Source organism: Spirosoma rhododendri, assembly GCF_012849055.1.
In the GTDB taxonomy this organism is placed as follows: Bacteria; Bacteroidota; Bacteroidia; order Cytophagales; family Spirosomataceae; genus Spirosoma; species Spirosoma rhododendri.
In genome coordinates this window covers 5,099,515-5,119,825 of record NZ_CP051677.1, presented here as the reverse complement: position 1 = coordinate 5,119,825, position 20,311 = coordinate 5,099,515, and the positions used below count along the sequence as shown (strand labels likewise).

General features: G+C 55.2%; 20 protein-coding genes and 1 pseudogene. 14 read left to right on the top strand and 7 right to left on the bottom strand.

Annotated features, from left to right (window positions below; genetic code table 11):
- Positions 1-13 precede the first annotated feature (13 nt).
- Entirely contained in the window at positions 14-892 is an 879-nt protein-coding gene (locus tag HH216_RS21315) for a bifunctional 5,10-methylenetetrahydrofolate dehydrogenase/5,10-methenyltetrahydrofolate cyclohydrolase (RefSeq protein WP_169552694.1), read from the bottom strand.
- A 74-nt stretch (positions 893-966) separates the two neighbouring features.
- Positions 967-1,458, bottom strand: coding sequence for a DUF4385 domain-containing protein (locus HH216_RS21310; protein ID WP_169552692.1), 492 nt, complete (start codon positions 1,456-1,458; stop codon positions 967-969).
- A gap of 123 nt (positions 1,459-1,581) precedes the next feature.
- Here HH216_RS21310 and HH216_RS21305 point away from each other — a divergent pair, with 123 nt between their 5' ends.
- From HH216_RS21305 to HH216_RS21285, 5 genes are all read left to right on the top strand, one after another.
- Positions 1,582-2,292, top strand: coding sequence for a hypothetical protein (locus tag HH216_RS21305; protein WP_169552691.1), 711 nt, complete (start codon positions 1,582-1,584; stop codon positions 2,290-2,292).
- Between the two features lie 95 nt (positions 2,293-2,387).
- A complete protein-coding gene (locus HH216_RS21300) occupies positions 2,388-2,582 on the top strand; it encodes a hypothetical protein (RefSeq protein WP_169552689.1) in 195 nt (64 codons plus the stop codon).
- 44 nt (positions 2,583-2,626) lie between these two features.
- Positions 2,627-3,775, top strand: a complete 1,149-nt coding sequence (locus tag HH216_RS21295; protein ID WP_169552688.1) for a DUF418 domain-containing protein — start codon at positions 2,627-2,629, stop codon at positions 3,773-3,775.
- 30 nt (positions 3,776-3,805) lie between these two features.
- On the top strand, positions 3,806-5,218 hold the full coding sequence (locus HH216_RS21290) for a DUF418 domain-containing protein (RefSeq protein ID WP_169552686.1): 1,413 nt from the start codon (positions 3,806-3,808) through the stop codon (positions 5,216-5,218).
- A 21-nt stretch (positions 5,219-5,239) separates the two neighbouring features.
- The gene (locus tag HH216_RS21285; protein ID WP_169552684.1) at positions 5,240-5,458 is read left to right on the top strand and encodes a VF530 family protein; all 219 of its coding nucleotides are present in this window, start codon (positions 5,240-5,242) and stop codon (positions 5,456-5,458) included.
- A 57-nt stretch (positions 5,459-5,515) separates the two neighbouring features.
- Here the strand turns inward: HH216_RS21285 and HH216_RS21280 are convergent, their stop codons facing one another.
- Positions 5,516-6,160, bottom strand: coding sequence for a pyridoxamine 5'-phosphate oxidase family protein (locus HH216_RS21280; protein ID WP_169552683.1), 645 nt, complete (start codon positions 6,158-6,160; stop codon positions 5,516-5,518).
- Positions 6,161-6,241: 81 nt separating this feature from the next.
- Between HH216_RS21280 and HH216_RS21275 the strand changes: the two genes are divergently transcribed.
- From HH216_RS21275 to HH216_RS21265, 3 genes and pseudogenes are all read left to right on the top strand, one after another.
- Positions 6,242-6,985, top strand: a complete 744-nt coding sequence (locus HH216_RS21275; protein WP_169552682.1) for an SOS response-associated peptidase — start codon at positions 6,242-6,244, stop codon at positions 6,983-6,985.
- A 158-nt stretch (positions 6,986-7,143) separates the two neighbouring features.
- A pseudogene (locus tag HH216_RS21270) lies at positions 7,144-9,788 on the top strand (TonB-dependent receptor domain-containing protein).
- A 156-nt stretch (positions 9,789-9,944) separates the two neighbouring features.
- Positions 9,945-10,274 (top strand): endonuclease domain-containing protein, encoded by a 330-nt coding sequence (locus tag HH216_RS21265; RefSeq protein ID WP_169552680.1) that lies wholly within the window; start codon positions 9,945-9,947, stop codon positions 10,272-10,274.
- 75 nt (positions 10,275-10,349) lie between these two features.
- On the opposite strand, the gene HH216_RS21260 is transcribed toward HH216_RS21265, so the two are convergent.
- Positions 10,350-11,285 (bottom strand): ROK family protein, encoded by a 936-nt coding sequence (locus HH216_RS21260; RefSeq protein ID WP_169552678.1) that lies wholly within the window; start codon positions 11,283-11,285, stop codon positions 10,350-10,352.
- A gap of 106 nt (positions 11,286-11,391) precedes the next feature.
- Here HH216_RS21260 and HH216_RS21255 point away from each other — a divergent pair, with 106 nt between their 5' ends.
- From HH216_RS21255 to HH216_RS21240, 4 genes are all read left to right on the top strand, one after another.
- The gene (locus HH216_RS21255; protein WP_169552676.1) at positions 11,392-11,865 is read left to right on the top strand and encodes a redoxin domain-containing protein; all 474 of its coding nucleotides are present in this window, start codon (positions 11,392-11,394) and stop codon (positions 11,863-11,865) included.
- Between the two features lie 104 nt (positions 11,866-11,969).
- Positions 11,970-12,755, top strand: a complete 786-nt coding sequence (locus HH216_RS21250; RefSeq protein ID WP_169552675.1) for a class I SAM-dependent methyltransferase — start codon at positions 11,970-11,972, stop codon at positions 12,753-12,755.
- 234 nt (positions 12,756-12,989) lie between these two features.
- Positions 12,990-13,583 (top strand): TetR/AcrR family transcriptional regulator, encoded by a 594-nt coding sequence (locus HH216_RS21245; protein ID WP_169552674.1) that lies wholly within the window; start codon positions 12,990-12,992, stop codon positions 13,581-13,583.
- 88 nt (positions 13,584-13,671) lie between these two features.
- The gene (locus HH216_RS21240; protein WP_169552672.1) at positions 13,672-14,532 is read left to right on the top strand and encodes a bestrophin-like domain; all 861 of its coding nucleotides are present in this window, start codon (positions 13,672-13,674) and stop codon (positions 14,530-14,532) included.
- Positions 14,533-14,538: 6 nt separating this feature from the next.
- Here the strand turns inward: HH216_RS21240 and HH216_RS21235 are convergent, their stop codons facing one another.
- From HH216_RS21235 to epsC, 3 genes are all read right to left on the bottom strand, one after another.
- Complete coding sequence (locus HH216_RS21235; RefSeq protein WP_169552670.1) at positions 14,539-15,408, bottom strand: YitT family protein; 870 nt, start codon at positions 15,406-15,408, stop codon at positions 14,539-14,541.
- An 89-nt stretch (positions 15,409-15,497) separates the two neighbouring features.
- Positions 15,498-16,406, bottom strand: coding sequence for a cysteine synthase A (gene cysK, locus HH216_RS21230; RefSeq protein ID WP_169552669.1), 909 nt, complete (start codon positions 16,404-16,406; stop codon positions 15,498-15,500).
- An 83-nt stretch (positions 16,407-16,489) separates the two neighbouring features.
- A complete protein-coding gene (epsC, locus tag HH216_RS21225; protein ID WP_169552667.1) occupies positions 16,490-17,335 on the bottom strand; it encodes a serine O-acetyltransferase EpsC in 846 nt (281 codons plus the stop codon).
- A 207-nt stretch (positions 17,336-17,542) separates the two neighbouring features.
- On the opposite strand from epsC, the gene HH216_RS21220 reads away from it, so the two are divergent.
- Positions 17,543-18,799, top strand: coding sequence for a PQQ-dependent sugar dehydrogenase (locus tag HH216_RS21220; protein WP_169552665.1), 1,257 nt, complete (start codon positions 17,543-17,545; stop codon positions 18,797-18,799).
- 448 nt (positions 18,800-19,247) lie between these two features.
- Entirely contained in the window at positions 19,248-20,249 is a 1,002-nt protein-coding gene (locus HH216_RS21215) for a ComEA family DNA-binding protein (protein ID WP_169552664.1), read from the top strand.
- The last annotated feature ends 62 nt before the right edge of the window (positions 20,250-20,311 follow it).

The window sequence follows — 20,311 nt, the reverse complement described above, 5'->3', positions numbered from 1 at the left end:
TTTACGCAAATAATCAATACACTTCCCCCCTTGCGGCTTTAAGCGTATTCTGCATTAGTGAGCAGATCGTCATCAGGCCGACGCCACCGGGGACGGGGGTAATGTAGCTGGTCTTCGGGGCTACCTCGTCAAACTTTACATCGCCTTTCAGGGCAAAACCGCTCTTCTTGCTGGCATCCGGTACGCGCTCCAGACCCACATCGATCACGACGGCTCCTTCCTTCACCATGTCGCCGGTGACGAATTCGGGCTTGCCGAGGGCCGCTACCAGAATGTCGGCGGTGCGGCAGATCTCGGCCAGATTCGTCGTGCGCGAGTGGGTCAGCGTAACGGTGCAGTTGCCGGGGTAGGTGTTGCGTTGCATCAGAATCGACATGGGCAAACCCACGATCTGACTCCGGCCTACCACCACGCAGTGCTTGCCACTTGTTTCGATGTTGTAGCGTTTCAGCATTTCGAGAACGCCCTGTGGCGTTGCCGATACGTAGGCGGGGAGGCCCTTCGCCATCCGGCCGATGTTGATCGGATGGAAGCCGTCGACATCTTTGGCGGGGGCGATGGTTTCCATGATCCGGTCGGGGTTGATATGGCCGGGGAGAGGGAGTTGCACGATCAGCCCGTCCATGTCGGGGTTGTCGTTGACTTCCTGAACGGCGGCAAGCAACTCGGCCTCCGTAACGGTCGGCTCGAAGCGGATCAGCGTCGATTTCATGCCGACTTCCTCGCAGTTCTTCATCTTCGACGCGACGTACGTTTCCGATGCGCCGTTGGTGCCGACGAGGATCGCGACGAGGTGCGGAATCTTGCCACCCTGTTCGCGTATCTGCGCGACTTCAGCCGCTATTTCCTGTTTGATCTGTGCCGAAAGAAACTTACCGTCAAGAAGCTGCATACAATCAGTTTAAAGTTTTCAGTTCAAGGTGCAAAGTTGGGCGACCTCAAACCGGGGGCAAAATTACGGAAAGATCAGCCGTACTGCGCCTGCCAGTCTTTTTTCATCCGCTTGTAGTCGGGGTCTTCGCGCGCTTCGAGGTATTTGGCGTAGAAAATCCGGGCCGATTCCGCTTTTACGGGGTCTTCTTCGCGGGGTAGCTGATCGCGGCCGTGTGCGCCCGACCGCCCTTTTTGATCGTCGGGCACGGGCCCATCGTATTTTTTTCCCGTTCTGTGATTTGCATACCGCCTTGCTCTGGTAACTCCCATTTGCAAAAACTTACGAGCCATGTCCATACCGACGAAATCACCTTGCGCCTTGTAGTCGAGGAATAGCTGGTAGATTTTTTCCGATGACTCGCGGGCAATATCCGGGGTCTTGAAGCGCCAGTACGGGACGATTTCGGATTTGTAAGGCTGCACCAGCAAAACGCCCTGCTCGCCCTTACCAACCCGGTAGAGGTCGGGCTGCTCGCGCAGGTCCAGGGTTCGGTAATCGAGCGAATAATCGAATGGCGTTGGCATCGCGTATAGGGTAAAGGTGAGTGTAGGTAATAAACTGACTGAATCGAATGTGGTTAATCAATAAGCTGCGATTCAGACAAACCCGAACTGGTCGCGCTGATTTACCATGAATTCATGTACCAAATGATCCGTCATCTACTCGTTATAAGCTGTTGGCTACTAAGCCTGACTGGATCGCATGGGCAGCGTACCGGACAGGATTCGTCGGCGGCAACGGGGAACGAGCGACCCCAAAAAGCACGGTTTATCGCCGAACTCGACCAGCGGTTTTTCTATTTCAAAGACCGTCGTCAACCGCTGTTCTCCAACTCGACAAGCGTGTGGGGCGGCCGGGCGGGATTCCTGCTGCCCAGCAATATCAAAGTTGGACTGGGGTATTATTTCACAAACCACGACGTCGACGAGCCGTGGGATGGGCATCAGACTATCCGCCGACGGCTCAACTACGCAACTGCCTACGTCGAGCCGTATTTGTTCCGGCGAACTTATTGGGAGCTCAGTGTGCCAATTGAAGCGGGGGTCGGATCGGTACGATACCGGTTCGAGGATGCGGACGCAACCCTGTCGCGCACGGTGCAGACCACGGTAATTCCGCTGAGCGTGGGCGTGTCGGTGTCCCTCAAATTTCCAGTGGTGTTCAATATCAGACCCATCCGCTGGTTCGGGGTCAACCTGATTACCGGCTATCGATACACACTTTACGACGAAGCCCCGACGCAGCGCGTGACGCTCAATGGCCTGTATTACTCCGTCAGTCCCGCCATTTTTCTGGACCGGATTTATGCCGATTATGAGGTGTGGCGCAAAAAACACCGGGCGCGAAAGGCAAAGTGATCGCCGTTTACTCAAATGAGTATCGTTCCGTTAATGTCTTGAAACGCAACTAGATAAGTTTACTTAACTTGGCTGAAACCTCCTCATAATCAGCCATGAACATGCTCTTTCCTCCGCCCGCCCCGTCGGTTCGTACGGAATCGTATCAGCCGACTGCCAGCGGTCAGCGTATCCCGTCGCTCGACTTGCTGCGGGGGGTAGCGTTGCTGGGTATTCTACTCATGAACATTCTGGCGTTCGGCAAGACCGAAGCGAGCGTGTACCAGGTCGTTCGGGGGCACACGGGGTAGACTACTGGGTTGTCGTCGTTATCCACGCGCTGTTTGCCAACAAGATGCGGGCCTTGTTTTCGATGCTGTTTGGCGCGGGCATTATTCTGTTTCTCACCCGCAAGCGCGACGGGGCGGGGATGGCACCCCCGGAACTGTTTATCCGGCGGCAACTGTGGCTGATCGGTTATGGGCTGGTCAACGCGCTGGTGCTGCTGTGGCCCTACGATATCCTGTTTCACTACGGCATTGTCGGGATCCTGCTGTTTCCGTTCGTGCGGCTCCCGGCCCGGTCGCTGCTGATCGGCGCGGTCGTAGCGGGGCTGATCTACGGTGGGAAAGCGTACTGGAACGGGGTCGAGGAGCAACAGAAATATGCCAAGTACCAAACGGTCGTCGCGTTTGAGAAAGCGCACAAAAAAGCCAAACTCACCGACGAGCAGAAGGACGATAAGTCGGGCTGGGAAGGGCTGGTAAAAAGCCAGAAATTCGACCCGAAAGCCGACAAAGCCGACGTGGTTGCCATGCGCTCCGACTACGCAACGGTCTGGACTCAGTTGCTGCCCAAAATTCAGCAAATGGAAGCCCCTATGTTTTACCGTACACTGCTGTGGGATATTGTGTCGATGCTGCTGCTGGGGATGGCGCTGTTTAGATGGGGCTTCTTTTCCAACGAGCTTACGACCCGGCGTTATGGGCTGCTCTGCGTGGCCGGGCTGGGTATCGGGCAGGGTATTGCCTGGCTGACGATGCCGTACGCAGAGACTAAAATCACGGATTTTACCCAGTACGTCAGTCGGCATACACTGCCGCTGGATGAGATGCTGCTGCCGTTCGAGCGGGGTTTTTCGGCCGTCGGCTGGGCGAGTCTGGTGCTGTTGCTGTACCGGGCCAACGTGCTGACGTGGCTGTGGAAAGCGGTCGGGGCGGTTGGGCAAATGGCGTTCACCAATTATCTGATGCAGTCGGTGATCTGTACGCTGCTTTTCTACGGATACGGCTTCGGCTACTTCGGCGACCTGCGCATTCATCAACTCTACTACATCGTTGCCGAAGTATGGCTGATCCAACTGGTATTCAGCGTTGTCTGGCTGCACTATTTCCGCTTCGGGCCGCTGGAATGGCTCTGGCGGTCGCTGACCTACGGCTACCAGCAACCCATGGCACTACCCACCGCCACAACAGGCCCTTCGGCCACAGCAGTCCTTTCCTGATTCGTTTCCTCTCCACTAACCAATCACGCCATGATAACGTCTTTATCACCCATTCATTCGGCCGGTGAGTCGGATGACACGCTGCGAATTGATCCGGCAATCGATCGCGCTACCGGGCCGCAGCCCGTTGCCAAAGTCGACCGGATTCAGACGATTGACATGATCCGGGGGCTGGCTCTGCTGGGTATCCTGATGATGAACATTCCCGGCTTCGGCTATCTCTGGTCGATGCTGCCCATCGCGCTGAAGACGCCCGGTAGTGCCGACTATTACGCCTTCACGATCGTCGGTACGGCCTTCGAGGGGACCATGCGCGGCCTGTTTTCGATGCTGTTCGGGGCTGGTATGGTGCTGTTTACAATGAATAAGCGTGAGTCGGAAACGGGTCCGACCGTGGCCGAGTACTACTATCGGCGTCTGCTGTGGCTGGTGCTGTTCGGCGTTATCAATGCCTACATACTCATGTGGCGGGGCGACATCCTGTTTTTCTACGGCCTGCTGGGCATGACGCTGTACCCGTTTCGCCACGCCAAACCCGTCTGGCTGCTGGGGCTGGCCGTGATCTGTATGGGTATCGGTATGTTTCGCACGGAGCTATGGTACGGCGACCTGCGCGCCAACCGGGCTGGGTATCTGGAATCGGTCAGGCTGGAGAAGGCTAAGAAGAAGCCATCGGCTGAGCAGATGAAGCAGAAAACCGCGTGGGAAGGGTTTATGAAAAACCGCAAACCGGACGCCAAAAAACAGGCAAAGGAACTGCGTGAGATGCGGGGCAGCTACGCGACGGTGTTTGCTCACCTGCTGCCCCGCAACAGCGAGAGCGAAACCTATGGGATGTACTTCGGCGGGTGGGATATGCTGATGATGATGTTTATCGGGATGGCTCTGCTGCAATGGGGCTTCTTTTCCAACAAACTGCCCAACGCTGCCTACGCCCTGACGCTGCTGATCGGCTATGGCGTAGGACTACCCCTGAGTTGGTTCTACGTAAAAGCGGAACTGGGCTGGGTACTGAATCCCGCCACTATTGTCGATACGTACCGCACCGTTCCGTTTCAGGTGTACGACATCCGCCGGGTGTTACTGGCTCTGGGCCACGCGAGCCTGCTCATGCTGGTGTACCGGGCTGCGATCGTACCTTGGCTGACGCGCGCCCTGACGGCGGTCGGGCAGATGGCGTTTACCAACTACCTCATGCAATCAATTATCTGCACGCTTATTTTTCACGGCTACGGCCTGGGTTACTATGGCAAGCTGGCGTACCATCAGCTTTACTACGTGGTGGCAGGGGTATGGGTGTTTCAGTTGATTCTGTCGCCGATCTGGCTGCGTTATTTTCAGTTTGGGCCGTTCGAGTGGCTCTGGCGAAGCCTGACCTACTGGCAACCGCAACCCATGCGTCGGGTGCAACAGGAAACTTCGGTCGTATCTTTGGCGGGTTGACGGCCAACTATACTCCGTTTCATGTCTGAACAACAAAACAACCCCCTGCACGGCAAGACGCTGGAAGCCATCGTAACCGAACTTGTCGATCGCTACGGATGGGCCGAACTGGCTAAGCGCATCCCGATCAACTGCTTCAAAAGCAATCCCAGCATAAAGTCGAGTCTGACGTTTCTACGAAAGACCGCCTGGGCGCGCGAACAGGTCGAAACTTTGTATGTCAAAGGGTTGAAACGATAATTGCCTAGCCAGGGGCTGTGTAGTCATAGCCCCTGGCGTACTTGCCAAAAAAGCTATCTACGGCGCCAGCCAGCTCATTTTCGACACGGGTTCGTACTGGAAGCGGGCGCGGGTCTGCCCCTGTTTGCTCAGATGGAGGTATTCCATGCACAGCACCCGGCACTCGATAGCCGCGAAATTCTGTCGGCCAAACGCGCGGTCCTCCGGAGTCAGTTCACCCTGCCTAACGTGGTCGGGGAAGCCGGGATAGGGGCCAGGCTGTTCGGTGCCGGGTCTGTACTCAGACAGATACGACCGAATACTACCGTCGTGCAACTTATCCCACTGTTCATCGGCGAGGTAATCGTCGGTGTGCAGGCGGGTTTCAACCACTAGCCGAAGCTGAATCTGCTGCTTTTCGTCCCAGAACAATAATGTCGCCTGCGGAAACGCTTCCAGTTGCAGCACTTTCTCCGACCGGGCGTCGGTGTGAAACCAAACGTATTTGTGGGCCACATCGACATGGCGCAGCACCACAACGCGCGCATCGGCCCCCGAACTGGTGCAGGTTGCCACGGTCAGGTTGCGGAAACCGGCATCCGATGATTTGTCGGAGCTGGCACTCTGGGCCAGCTGTTGCCAGCAGCGTTGGTCAAGGTCGGGCAGGCGGGTAGCCTGGGATATGGAATCGGTGGACGCGGGGGCGGAATTTGCAGAGGGCATAAAGCGGACGGGTTGATAACCGACGCTGGCATAACCGCCCGTCTATTTTGATTGTTTACCCATCAGCAACCCCCAAACCCTATGTGCTTTCATAAATCTCTCAACGTCACGGCTCCGCAACTGGAAGAACGATTTGGCGCGACTGTGCCCCAATCGGCCGATATCAAACCTGTCTACCACGCCAACGCGTACCAGCTACCGCAGTGGCCCATCCTGACGCATCAGCGCCCCGACCGGTTCGAGCTGATGACGTGGGGGCTGATTCCGCATTGGGCAAAGACCGCAGTCAGCGCGTCCGAACTGCGCACTGCGACGATCAATGCCCGCTCCGAAACGATCTACGAGAAGCCGTCGTTCCGGTCGGCGGCACGGGCCGGCAATCGGTGTCTGATTCCGGTAACGGGCTTTTTTGAATGGCATACCGAAGGGCGCAACAAATACCCGTTCTACATCACGCCCACCGACCGGAAAATTATCTCGATCGCGGGTTTGTGGGACGAGTGGGCTGACCCCGACACGGGCGAAGTGACCCGAACCTATACGCTGCTGACAACCGACGCCAACCCGCTGCTGGCGGCCATCCACAATGCAAAAAAGCGAATGCCCTGCCTGCTCTCACCCGATGATGAGCAGAAATGGCTGCACGATGACCTGACCGAAAAGCAGGCACTCACCCTACTGGCCGATCAGTACGCCGACCGTAATCTGCACAGCTATAGCATTAGCAAGCGCATCACCTCGCGCTCCGAAGCGACCGATGTGCCTGCCGTGCTCGATCCGTTCACGTATCCAGAGCTGGCAAAACAGGCTGATCTGTTTGCCTGAGTCGCGTTGTCCGTTTGTCCGGGTTAGTTTCCGTTTGTGTAGTATTCCAGCCGGAACGCCGATTTAGACGAACTTTGAGGTTGCTTAATTGTCTTTTTCCGTGAACCCGCTTTCAAAGGGGTTCTTCAGAAGACAAGCATACAACCGCAATCAACGCAATGAAACACAGTTTACCACTCCTGCTCGCAGGCGTCTGTCTGGCCGTTACGGTGCAGGCTCAACAACCGGCCGCTGCCCCGTCGCAGCCAGCCGCTGCAACGGCAGACTCCCCGCGCGGTGCTGCCCGCCTGACGGGTACGATCGTCGATTCAACGTCGGGCAAACCCGTTGAATTTGCCAGTATCGCCCTGATTGATCCGCAGACGAAAAAGCCGCTCGACGGAGCCGTGGCGAACGAGAAAGGGCTGTTTACCATCGAGAAAGTGCCCGCCGGTCAGTTTAACCTCCTGATCTCGTTTGTTGGTTATCGCAACAAGACGATCAGCAATGTCCGACCCGGCAGTCAGGGAACGACCAGCTTGGGGACGATCCGGTTGATGGCCGATGTGAAAACGCTGAGCGAAGTAAACGTAGTGGGGCAGGCGGCCATCGTCGAAGAAAAAGTCGACCGGATCGTGTACAATGCCGAGCGCGACATCACTAACAAAGGCGGAGACGCCAGCGACGTGATGCGGAAAGTGCCGCTGCTGACGGTCGATATGGACGGGAACGTCAGCCTGCGGGGCAGCAGCAACGTGCGGGTACTCATCAACAACAAGCCCAGCACGATCGTGGCCAGTAGCGTGGCCGATGCGTTGAAGCAGATTCCGGCCGACATGATCAAGACGGTTGAGGTGATTACCAGCCCCTCGGCCAAGTACGACGCGGAAGGTTCGGCGGGGATTATCAATATCATCACCAAAAAATCGAGTCTGGCCGGGTTTACGCTGAACGTCGATTCGGGCGTGGGCAACCGGGGGCAAACCTGGGACTGAACGGCAACCTACGAACGGGCAAAATGGGTTTCAGCCTGAGCGGGTTCGGCCGGGGCAACTACAACGTGCGCGGCCAGTTCGACAACACCCAGCAGACGTTCGGCACCAACGGCTCGACGACCCGGCAAACCGCCGATACGCGCAACAACGGCCTTTTCGGGCAATATACGCTGGGCTGGGATTACGACATCAGCAAGACCAGCGCCCTGACGGCCAGCCTGCGCTACGGTGCCCGCAACAACTATCAGTATCAGGATAATTTCATCACCCGCACCGTCAGCAATCAGGGATATTTCCCGTCGCTGAACGCCCGCAACGTACTGACCAGCGATCTGTCGGGCACGGTCGACGCCAACCTCGACTACACCAAGACCTACAAGCCGCAGCAGGAATTGAGTGCGTCGGTGCAGTACAGCCGGAACAACCGCACCAACGATTTTACAGCCGATATTCTGAACGGAGCGGACAACTTCATGACCATCGCCAACCGGCAGCAGAACCTCAACCAGAGCCACAATCAGGAAACGACCGTACGGGTCGATTACCAGACGCCCGTCGGCCCTAACCAGCTGCTGGAGTTTGGCGGGAAAGGCATTTTCCGGCAGGTCGAAAGCGCGTATCAGTACAACCTGGCTACCGGCCCGACGGGTGGGTTTGTGACGGATTACAGCCGGGCGGCCAACACGCTCAACTACGATCAGAACATCGCGGCCGGCTACGTGTCGTACACGCTGACAACCAAAAACAAGTACACGATCAAGGCCGGTACGCGCTACGAATACACGACGATCAGGGCCTTCTTCGACCAGTCGCAGGGAGGGGAGCAGGCCGGGCAGCGGCTACCCATTCCGAACTACGGCAATCTGGTGCCTAGCATCAATATCTCGAAAGTGCTGAAGGGTGGCAAGACGATCAAGCTGGCCTACAACCGCCGGTTGCAGCGACCGGGGATTCAGTTTCTGAACCCCAACCCCAACGCAGCAAACCCGTTGAACATTGTTGAAGGAAACCCGCTGCTGTCGCCCGAACTGACCGATAACTTCGAGTTGGGTAGTAGCACCAACATCAAGTCGGTGTACCTCAACGCGACCTTGTTTGCCCGCACTACCAACAACTCGATCACCAGCGTGCGCGACACCAATACGTCGGCTATTGGTACCATCGTCAACCCCGTGCTGGGTCAGGCTCTCCGCACGACGTACTTCAACATCGGTAAGGAAGATGCGTATGGTGTCAACCTGTTTGCCAACGCGACGCTGTTCTCGAAGTTGCAGGTCGGTGGTGGCATCGACGCCTACTACTCGTTCCTGACCAATAACAGCACCAACGAAGTCTACCGGGCCACGAACTCCGGCTTCGTCATCTCCGGGCGGCTGTTTACCAGTCTGACGCTGAAAAATGGCTGGGGTGTGCAGGGCTTTGCGTTCGCGCGGGGCAAGCAGGTACAGCTACAGGGCTATCAGGGTGGTTTTGGCTTCTACAGTCTGGGCGTGAAGAAAGACCTGAAAAACAAGCGGGCCAGCTTCGGTATCGCGGGTGAAAACTTCTTCAATTACCCAATGCGTATCCGGTCGGAGTCGAGTTCGGTGCTGTTTGCCCAGCAAAGCGTGACGAGCCTGTACAATGCCGGTATCCGCGTCAATTTCAGCTACAAGTTTGGCAAGCTTAGCTTCGATCAGCAGCCCAAACGCCAGCGCAGCAAGGGCGGCAACGACGACCTGAAAGACGAAGGCGGCAACGACGCAAACGGCGGTGGTGGAGGCCAGCCTGCACCTGCTGCTGGCGGGGGCGGTGGAGCCCGCCCGGCAGGGGGCGCCCGGCCGAAGTAAGGCGTAGCTCGGCCCTAAGGCCCTCACCCCAACCCCTCTCCCAAAACGGGAGAGGGGCTTTTTTTTACAGTTTAGGTGACTGTTGAGTGATTTGAACTTCTTTAAGCCACACCATAACTGATATTGACTATGAGGGGCGCATCGAGTACGTCTTCGATGAAAGAATTGCGTCGTGAGTTGAGACAGCGGCAAACAGAAGCGGAGACGATATTGTGGGGCTTACTGCGTGATAGAAAAGTAGTCGGAGCGAAGTTTCGAAGACAGCACAGTTTCGGATACTTCATCGTTGACTTCTATTGTCAAGCGTACCGGCTAGTTATCGAGTTAGACGGATCGGTACATAATTCGCCCGAAGCTCGGCTTGCAGATGAAGAACGGGAAGGTGTATTACGTGATTTAGGGGTATTAGTCATCCGCTTTTCAAACGATGAGGTACTGTACGATGTAAATCACGTTCTGGAAAAGATTCGCGAGATCCTTGTGTAAAAAAAGCCCCTCTCCCGTTTTGGGAGAGGGGTTGGGACGGTCGGCCGCTGCCGTGAGGGTATTTACCCCGAAAACCTACAACATAGCTGCGCCGAAGACACCTGCGCTGTCGCCCAGTTTGGGTTTCAGGAAACGAGTGTTGACTTCGCCACTGTTGAAAATGTATTTCTTGATGCGTTCAACGCCTTCGGTGTACAGCAGGTCTATATTGCCGAGCCCACCACCCAGCACGATAGCGTCGGGGTCGAGGACGTTGATGATCGCTGACATCGACTTGGCGAAGTACTCCAGCAACCGGTTAACGGTCTGACTGGCGAACAGATCGCTGCCTGCGTGATAACGCTCCATGATCTCCGGCAGCAGCCGTTCTACACCACTAATCTGATGGTAGTACCGTTGCAGCGCCGGTCCGGAAATAACCTGCTCAACGCAGCCGCGCTTGCCGCAGTAACACGGGTAGCCGTTTTCTTCCACCACGTTGTGGCCCCATTCGCCCCCAATACCCTGTAGGCCATTCAGCACGATTGTTTGCCCGTCGCGACCGCGCACCGCGACGCCACCACCGACGCCCGTGCCCATGATGACACCGAACACCGTCTGATAATCGGGTACAACGTCGGGAACGATACCCATCGTCGCTTCCGACAGTACGAAGCAGTTAGCGTCGTTGGCAACTTCGACCGGTAGGCCCAGCAGGTTGGCTAAGTCCTGCTTCATCGGCTTTCCGTTGAGCACGGTCGTGTTGCAGTTTTTCATGGTCTGCCGAACGGGGTCGAACGTGCCCGGTGTACCGAAGCCGATCCGTTCGGGCGTAAGGCCCGTTTCGGCTTTTACCTGTTCGATGAGTGTTTTGGCCTGATTCAGGATATGCTCGTACCCTTTGCTGGCTTCAGTTTCGATACGTTTGCGGATTACGACGCTATCGAGCGAGGGAAGCGTACCGATTTCAGTTTGGAGAACGGCACACTCAATTTTGGTGCCGCCCAGATCAATGCCCCAGTAAGACTGCATAGTTGGGATAGGTGATAAAGGACCACGAAGTACGATTTTATTAACCAATGAACGTACTTTTGCCCCCATAAATAATTGAATTTTCATTCTCGGTCACTACTCCGTTATGCTCACGCCAGGTCAGCACGCACCATCTTTTTCGCTGTACAACACCGAAAAAAAGCAGGTGTCGCTAAGCGATTTTTCCGGCAAGAATCTCATTATGCTGTTCTTCCCGATGGCCTTTACCAGCACCTGCACGGCGGAACTTTGCCAGATGCGCGACGACATCGCTACCTACGCCGGTATGAACGCCGACGTAGTCGGTATCTCGGTCGATTCGCCCTGGACGCTGGCCAAATTCCGCGAGGAGCAGCACCTGCCGTTCGATCTGCTGTCGGACTTCAACAAAGAAGTGTCCCGCGCCTACGAGACCATTTACGAAACGTATCAGCTCGATCTCAAAGGTGTCAGCAAGCGGTCGGCGTTCGTGATCGACGGAGACGGTATCGTTCGTTACGCCGAAGTACTCGAAAGCGTGAAAGACGTCCCCAGCTTCGCCAATATCCAGCAAGTGCTCAGCACATTGTCCAATGGTTGAATGATAGAGTGACAGAATGATTGAATAGCTCGCGCAAGCATTTTTCAATCACTCTGTGCGCTACAGCATTCAATCACTCATTCACTCAATCGCTCATTCACTAATTGGCTTGGTATCATAATTTCTTTCATGGGCTGCCGCAGCTGGCCTGGAAAGCGGCCCAAACCGACGAACAGACGCAGCTTGACCTGGAGCTGATCGTCGACTCGCTCGACTTCGGCCCCGGCGACCGATTGCTTGATGTGTTCTGCGGCTACGGTCGGCACGCGCTGCCGCTGGCCCGAATGGGGGCGCACGTTACGGGCGTCGATATTGCGGCCGACTATATCGCGGAATTGACCGATGCGGCCCGACGCCAGAAACTGCCGGTTATGGCTATCGAGGGGGATATTCTGACACTGCCGACAGACGATGTTCAGGCCAGCGCGGGCGCGACCGGGCAGTTCGACGCGGCCTACTGTATGGGAAACAGTTTCAGCTTTTTCCCCCGCCCCGACTTGCAGCAACTCCTGACCCGGCTGGCCAACTGGTTGCGACCCGGCGGGCGACTGCTTATTCATTCGCAGATGGTGGCTGAATCTGTGCTGCCCGACTACCAGCCGCGTAACTGGCAACCGATTGAGCTGGGCGACGGATCGACGCTGTTATTTATGGTCGAAAACGAATACCACCCCCTCGATGGTCGTATCGATTCGCACCTGACCTACGTACACGGCGCGGAAACACAAACCCGCACGGCTCAGCACTACGTCTACACCCTCGCTGAGCTGGGTCAGTTGTTTCGGGCGGCTGGCCTGCCGATTATCGATGTGTACGGTACGGAGCAGGGAGACGCTTACGCCGTGGGCGATGCCGACGCCTGGCTGCTTGCGGAAAAGATCACGGGCTGATACGTTGTACGGCTACTCAGCGATTGGTAACTGTTTCTGTTTTCCGACAGGTGATAGACGACCAATATACGTTTTCTTCGGCGATCGTTTCAACGGCAGAAACAGCCTTACGAACGTGTAACCAGGTTGTTATAATTATTCGGATAAAGTAAAAACTTATAGGTAGTATCGGTATAAACCCGTAGTTTTCAGGCATATTAACACCGTTAACTGTTTTACCGCTAACCTACCGAAATGGACGTTTTAGAACGCAAACCACGAGCACATGAGCAAGTTCGGGCAGGCATCATCACTACCGCCCGCAAAATAGCGCGTCAGGAAGGCTGGCAGGCCGTTTCAATCCGTAAGATCGCCGATGCTATCGAATACAGTGCCCCCGTCGTTTACGAATACTTTGATGGCAAAGATGTGCTGTTCAGCGCTATTCGGGAAGAAGGGTTCGACTACCTGCACGAGCAATATCACCGGATCATGAAGCTGTACCGGGACCCGGAAAAGCGACTCTACGAAATTTCCCTCATTCAATGGGAGTTCGGACGTCGCCAGCCTGAATTGTATCAGGTCATGTACAATCTGGAAGGAGCCTATTGCAGTATACCCGGCCATCAGTCGGAGAAATTACAGGCGATCAGTGATACGGTTTGCGAAATTATTTTTGCGTTTATTCCCAAAGCGAAAGAAAGTATTCGCCGGCTTTATTTTGAATGGTGGGCCCTATCGCATGGCATGATTTCGCTGGCTATGACCATGCAGGACAGCCAGTTGATGGAGCAATCGGAGCAGACCTACCGCGAATCGATGCGGCAGTTTGTGCGACGGCTGCGGTAGAGCAGCGACCGTTTTAAAAACATTTAAATTCCATTGTGGGTAGTAAAGCAGCGATGACCAACCGGTTGTCGCTGTTTTGGTATTTACTATGCAACAGTCAGCAGATACCGGGTCGATGCACCTGGTTCATGACGATCTTCTTTTTATGCGTTGGGTATACGACCTGCCAACCTGGCTGTTTGGTTTGCTTACCGTCGGGGTATTTGTTGGGGCAGCTGTGCTGGGCCTACGCCTTACACACAGCCGACTGAACCGAAGTTCGATGGCGACTCTGATCGATAACGGTACGGTTGGCTGGTTCTTTTCGGGGGTATCGCTGCTGTACGGCCTGTTGCTGGGCTTGCTGACCGTAGCGACCTGGAGTAGTTTTACGCAGGCGAGCAGTCTGGCGTCGCAGGAAGCTTCTATCATCGCCGTATTGTACCGCGACCTGTCGGGTTATCCCCATCCTATTCGAGACACGTTGCAGGGCGATGTAAAGGAATACACCCATTTTGTGATCGAAAAAGCGTGGCCCGCACAGCGAAAAGGGTATATCTACGAAACTGGTTTGCTGACTCAGTTTCAGAATCACCTGTTGCCGTTCGAACCACGCACTAAAGCGCAGGAAGTACTCCACGGCGAAACGCTGGTAACGTTTAACCGGTTGGTGGAAACCCGACGGCTGCGCATCGAATCCGTCAAGGGCAGCGTACCGAGTGTGCTCTGGAGCGTCGTGATGCTGGGCGCAATCGCCACCATTGTATTTTCGTATCTGTTCGTGGTGAGCAGCTATCGGCTCCATGCCCTGCTGACGGGTATTATGGCGGGAATGGTCGGTCTGCTGGTCTTTCTGATCGCGGCCCTCGACCATCCATATTGGGGGGAAGTGAGCGTATCCGCTGATGCGTACCAGTTGGTGCTCGACCGGGTTATCAATCAGAAAATAGGGCTGCAACCTATCGATTGACAAATACTAGTGCATGGGTAAGAGCTTGATCTTGCCGCCCGTAACGTCGTCGACGCTGTGCTGAATGATGAACGCTTTCTCATCGACACCGTACACCAGCGTGCGTAACCGGCTGATTTCGAGTCGGGTCAGCACAACGTACAGCACGATCGTCTCCTGCTGACTATGCCCTTTTTTGCCATATCCCTGCTGCCCGGTCAGGACCGTGATGCCCCAGCCGTTGTCGATGATCTGCCGTTGAATGGCTTCGTGCTGTTCCGAAACGATTAGCACTGCCGTGTATTCTTCGACGCCGTGCAGAATGAAATCGATCGTTTTCGATGCTGCGAAGTAAGTAATCATCGAGTACAGCGCCAGATTGACGCTCAGAAAGAAGGCAGCTGCTCCAAAGATCAGCACGTTCATGACCAGAATTACGTCGCTGACTTTTAGTATCGGACGGCTGCGGCTGATGAGCAGAGCCGCAATTTCGGTACCGTCGAGCACGGCACCGCCCCGAATTGCCATGCCGATACCTGCCCCGATGAAGAAGCCCCCAAAGACCGACGTAAGCAGCAGATCGCGGGTTACGTCGGGGTAGGGAATCACGAGCAGCGACAGCGACAGCCCGGCGATGGCCAACGTACTGCGCAGCGCAAACAACCGACCAAACCGGCGGTAACCAAGCGCGATGAACGGCAGGTTGATAACCAGCAGCAGGATCGCGAGTGGTACGTTCAGCAGCTGAGACAGCAGCATGGAAATACCCGTAACGCCCCCATCAATGAATTGACTCGACAACAGGAAACCTTTCAGACCCATACCAGCACTGAGCACACCCGCGACGATAAACGTGGTGTCTTTTATGAGTCGAAAGGCCGAGTTGTTTTTAGACATAGGGAGGGGGCGTTTGATGCATGTAGTATACGGTTTTCGATGGCGCTGGTCAACTGGCCAGACGCTGTAAACGGGGCCAGAAACCCGACTCAGTACAACCCATCTACCGAGAGATAGCGCTCGCCGGTGTCATAGCAGAACGTCAGGATACGACTGCCCACGCGAAACTGAGATAGTTTTTTCGCTACAGCCGCCAGCGATGCTCCCGACGAGATACCAATGAAGATGCCTTCCTCGCGGGCCGCGCGTTCGGCCCAGGTAAAGGCTTCTTCCTTGCTGACGGTGATAGTACCGTCTATGGTGTCGGTGTGCAGATTTTGCGGAATAAAGCCCGCGCCAATACCCTGAATGGGGTGCGGACCGGGCATACCGCCACTAATGACCGACGATAATTCCGGTTCGACGGCGAAGGTATGCATGGCCGGAAACTGCTCTTTCAGCACTTCCGATACACCCGTAATATGCCCTCCCGTGCCGACACCCGTAATGAGTGCGTCGAAACCGTTGGGAAAGTCGGCCAGGATCTCGCGGGCGGTGGTTGCTTTGTGAATGGCGATGTTGGCGGGGTTGTCGAACTGCTGCGGCATCCACGAGTTGGGCGTTTCGAGCAGTAGCGCGTGGGCCCGTTCGATAGCCCCTTTCATGCCCCGTTCGCGGGGAGTGAGATCAAACTGAGCGCCGTAAGCCGCCATGATCCGTCGACGCTCAATACTCATCGACTCCGGCATCACCAGAATCAGCTTGTAGCCTTTTACGGCCGCCACCATCGCCAGCCCGATGCCGGTATTTCCCGACGTGGGTTCGATAATCGTACTGCCGGGTTTAAGGAGCCCCTTCGCTTCGGCATCGTCGACCATCGCCAGGGCTATACGATCTTTTATGCTGGCGCCGGGATTGGCCCGCTCCAGCTTCATCCAGACTTCGTGATTCGGAAATAACCGGCTTAGCCGGACGTGGGGCGTCTGCCCAATGGTATCGAGAATACTGTTTGCTTTCATATCGGATAGGGTTTAAGGTTCAAGGTCTAACGTTCAAGGCTGCTACTGAGACAACCTTAAACGTTAGACCTTAAACTTTAAACTCAAATAACAAAATTGATTGGTTCGGGCGACTCCAGCGACTTGAGCCGGATGTCGGTCTGGTGCTGATGGAAAACCAGCGAATGGGGTTCTACACTCTGCGTCAGCCAGACGTTGCCGCCAATGATCGAGTCGTGCCCAACGACGGTATAGCCGCCCAGGATCGTGGCATTGGCGTAGATTACCACGTTGTTTTCAATCGTCGGGTGCCGCTTTTTCTGCGCCATCGACTTGGCTACGTAGGTCGCCCCGAGCGTCACACCCTGGTAAATTTTGACATTGTCGCCAATGACCGTCGTTTCGCCGATGACGACGCCCGTGCCGTGATCGATGAAAAACGACCGGCCAATCTGCGCACCGGGGTGAATGTCGATACCCGTCTGCCCGTGGGCATACTCGGTGAGCATACGGGGCAGCAGCGGCACGTTCATCCGCATCAGTTCGTGGGCAATCCGGTAGACGGAAATGGCGTAAAAACCGGGATACACTGCCACGACTTCCTCCATGCCGACAGCCGCCGGATCGTTGTCGGCGATGGCGTGGGCGTCGAACAGCAGGTTGTCATAAATGACCGGCAGCCTGTCGAACAGCTGATTGGCCAGCGCTTCGGGCGTATCCGGCAAGTTGGTGTCTAACGGGCACAGCAGGTTGACAAGCTGCGTATTGAGCGACTGGTATGACTCGTCGATATTTTGCGAAAACGCCTGACAGTCCTGCGTGACGGGAAAGAGCAGGCGCATCAACTGGTCGATGAACTGCCCGGCCGCCGGACGCGACGGTAGTTTATAACGGTACTGGGCGCGTTGCGCCAGCAGATGATCGAGAAAAGGAGCGTTGGCAACCGTCATAGCGATAACCCGAGTGGCTTAGATTGATAGTGGAAAACCTGCCCCGCTGTGAGGAACGCAGCCAACAGCCGCCAGGACTGAGCGGGCATCTGTTCGTCGTTGGGGCGGCTAATATCTCATTTTTCAACTCGATACGGCTCTGTTAAGTTCGAGAGACGGGTTTGGCGTCAGCTTTGCAAACAACCTGCCAACTCTTCGTTATAAGTTATGTCTATTAAAGCAATAACCCCCTTCGGCATCTGCCTGCTGGCAACAGCAGGCTTTGCGTGGCTAGCAAATACATTTATTCAACCAACCGGTGTCAACGGTACCGCGCCGGTTGAGCAGGCATCTATGCTGCCTTCGTTCACTAGTAAATCCGGCAAGCTAAAACCGTCATCTGCCGTGCCAAAAGCCGCCGTCAACGTCGTTAACGCATACCCCAAGCTCACGTTCGATGCACCCGTCGAATACACATATGCGCAGGACGGCACCAACCGGGTGTTTGTGGTAGAGCAGGCCGGGCGCATCCGGTCGTTTGACAACAGTGTCAACGCCACGTCAGCACCGGTTTATCTGGACATCCGCAACAAAGTAGGGTACGGTGGCGAGATGGGGTTGCTGGGTCTGGCTTTCCACCCGAAGTTTCGCGAGAACGGCTATTTCTACGTCAACTACACCAAAAATAATCCGCGCGAAACCATTATCAGCCGATTTAAAGCCGCATCGCCATCGGCCACGACGATTGACCCGGCTACCGAGGTCGTCCTGATTCGGTTCAACCAGCCCTACGCCAACCACAATGGCGGTAAGGTGCTGTTCGGACCTGATGGATACCTGTATATCTCAACGGGTGACGGCGGCAGCGGGGGCGACCCACAAAACAACGCGCAAAATCGCCAGAGCTGGCTGGGTAAAGTGCTGCGTATTGACGTGAACAGCACCGAAAAAGGCCACTACGGTATTCCCGCCGACAATCCGTTTGCGAAGGATGCCAAGGCTCGACCTGAGATTTTCGCGTATGGCCTCCGTAACCCGTGGCGCATCAGTTTCGACGACAAAAACCGGCTTTGGGCGGGTGACGTCGGACAAAATGAGCTTGAAGAAGTCGACATTCTAACGAAAGGGGGCAATTACGGCTGGCGCATTGAAGAAGGTCGTCAGCCATACAAGGAGCCGGATGGCAAGAAACCTGATAACCTGATTGAGCCGATTTGGCAGTACAAACACGATGATGGCAACGTTTCGATCACCGGTGGCACTGTGTATCAGGGCAGTGCGGTTCCGTCGCTGAAAGGCAAATATATCTACGCCGACTTCGCCAGTGGACGCGTCTGGGCACTGACCACGACCGACGGCAAGAAAGTGACGAACCAGGAAATTGTTGCCCGTGCCGGTTCGATTTCAGCTTTCGGTGAAGACCAGAAAAAAGAGCTATACCTCTGCGACCTGTCTTCCGGCAAGATCCTGCGACTTGGCCGCTGATTTATCTTGAACTGTGATTTTTATGATTTTATGATTTCATGATTTCATTGATTGCAGGAAAAGGAAATCGTAATCCATTAGAGAAGTCAACCGAATCACAGTTCAAGATTGTCTGAACTATGATTCGGTTGACTTTTTGATTTCACTGATTACAAGAGAAAAAAATCATAGTTCATCCGCGTAATCAGATGAATCACAGTTCAAGACAATCTTGAACTGTGATTCATCTGATTTTTTGATTTCACTGATTACAAGAAGAAATCATAGTCCATCAGAGAAATCAGCGACAATCACAGTTCAGACAATCCTGAAGAAAAATCATAGTCCATCCGCGTAATCATAAAAATCACAGTTCAAGACATACCGCTTAATCAAAACACAACGCATGGCGTAATCTACATGTGTATGTTGCTGACCGTTTATTAGTCAACTACCCACCGTATACATCATGTTTCGTCGTTTACAGTCGCTGGTCAGCGACTATTTCCGTGTATCGTACCACGAAGGACGCGGTATTCTGGCTCTCTTGGCGTTCGTACTAATTGCCCTGCTGACGACCGTTTTGTATAAACGGCTGATGCCTACCCGCCCGGTCGACACGTCGGTTACGGATCAGAAAAAACTGGATAGCTTGCTGACGCTGATGCAGGACGAAGAAGCGACTCAGCCACGTTACGGTCGTAGTGAAGACCATGACCGCACCGACGCGGAACGATTTTCTCCCCACACCCGTCGCGCTGCCGAACGGTTTTTATTCAATCCAAACACCGTCAGTGTTGCCGATTGGGAGCGGTTGGGCGTACCGCAATGGATGGCCGAACGAATCGATAAGTATCGGAGTAAGGGCGGGCAGTTCAGGCAGAAAACCGATCTGCTGAAAATCTATAATTTCCCGCCAACGCTGTACGCTGAGCTAGAACCGTACATCACATTACCCCAAAACAATGCGTCGGCAGCTAACGGGGGTACACGTCAGTACGAGAATCGTCCGGCATCGTTTAGTTACGCGTCTGGCAATCGCTACCCCGACCGGCCTCGTACCGAACGGGCTGTGCTGCAACCGTTCGACATCAACACCGTCGATAGTGCGCAACTTGTCGCACTCAACGGCATTGGCCCCGCGTCGGCGAGCCGGATTCTGAAATTCAGGAATGCACTAGGGGGCTTTGTCTCGTCGGCACAGTTTGCCGATATCTACGGGCTAGATTCCATGGGGCGGGTCGAACTGACGCGGCTGGGACAGGTTCGCTCAGCCCCACGACGAATTTCCATCAACACCGCCAGCGCGACCGATCTGGATAAGCACCCGTTTCTGTCGCGTCGTCAGGCCGAGGTTATCGTCCGGTATCGCGAGCAGCACGGTGCCTACACGTCCGCCGAATCGCTGAAGCCAATCCGTATTCTCGACGCACCGACGATCGAAAAAATCGCACCGTATTTAGAATTTTGAATGACGGAGCGATAGAATGATTGAATCGATTTAGAATATATTCAATCATTCTATCACTCCGT

Coding starts and splice junctions, on each gene's coding strand:
- HH216_RS21315 (WP_169552694.1), bottom strand. CDS start 892: ATGCAGCTTCTTGACGGTAAGTTTCTTTCGGCACAGATCAAACAGGAA.
- HH216_RS21310 (WP_169552692.1), bottom strand. CDS start 1,458: ATGCCAACGCCATTCGATTATTCGCTCGATTACCGAACCCTGGACCTG.
- HH216_RS21305 (WP_169552691.1), top strand. CDS start 1,582: ATGATCCGTCATCTACTCGTTATAAGCTGTTGGCTACTAAGCCTGACT.
- HH216_RS21300 (WP_169552689.1), top strand. CDS start 2,388: ATGAACATGCTCTTTCCTCCGCCCGCCCCGTCGGTTCGTACGGAATCG.
- HH216_RS21295 (WP_169552688.1), top strand. CDS start 2,627: ATGCGGGCCTTGTTTTCGATGCTGTTTGGCGCGGGCATTATTCTGTTT.
- HH216_RS21290 (WP_169552686.1), top strand. CDS start 3,806: ATGATAACGTCTTTATCACCCATTCATTCGGCCGGTGAGTCGGATGAC.
- HH216_RS21285 (WP_169552684.1), top strand. CDS start 5,240: ATGTCTGAACAACAAAACAACCCCCTGCACGGCAAGACGCTGGAAGCC.
- HH216_RS21280 (WP_169552683.1), bottom strand. CDS start 6,160: ATGCCCTCTGCAAATTCCGCCCCCGCGTCCACCGATTCCATATCCCAG.
- HH216_RS21275 (WP_169552682.1), top strand. CDS start 6,242: ATGTGCTTTCATAAATCTCTCAACGTCACGGCTCCGCAACTGGAAGAA.
- HH216_RS21265 (WP_169552680.1), top strand. CDS start 9,945: ATGAAAGAATTGCGTCGTGAGTTGAGACAGCGGCAAACAGAAGCGGAG.
- HH216_RS21260 (WP_169552678.1), bottom strand. CDS start 11,285: ATGCAGTCTTACTGGGGCATTGATCTGGGCGGCACCAAAATTGAGTGT.
- HH216_RS21255 (WP_169552676.1), top strand. CDS start 11,392: ATGCTCACGCCAGGTCAGCACGCACCATCTTTTTCGCTGTACAACACC.
- HH216_RS21245 (WP_169552674.1), top strand. CDS start 12,990: ATGGACGTTTTAGAACGCAAACCACGAGCACATGAGCAAGTTCGGGCA.
- HH216_RS21240 (WP_169552672.1), top strand. CDS start 13,672: ATGCAACAGTCAGCAGATACCGGGTCGATGCACCTGGTTCATGACGAT.
- HH216_RS21235 (WP_169552670.1), bottom strand. CDS start 15,408: ATGTCTAAAAACAACTCGGCCTTTCGACTCATAAAAGACACCACGTTT.
- cysK (WP_169552669.1), bottom strand. CDS start 16,406: ATGAAAGCAAACAGTATTCTCGATACCATTGGGCAGACGCCCCACGTC.
- epsC (WP_169552667.1), bottom strand. CDS start 17,335: ATGACGGTTGCCAACGCTCCTTTTCTCGATCATCTGCTGGCGCAACGC.
- HH216_RS21220 (WP_169552665.1), top strand. CDS start 17,543: ATGTCTATTAAAGCAATAACCCCCTTCGGCATCTGCCTGCTGGCAACA.
- HH216_RS21215 (WP_169552664.1), top strand. CDS start 19,248: ATGTTTCGTCGTTTACAGTCGCTGGTCAGCGACTATTTCCGTGTATCG.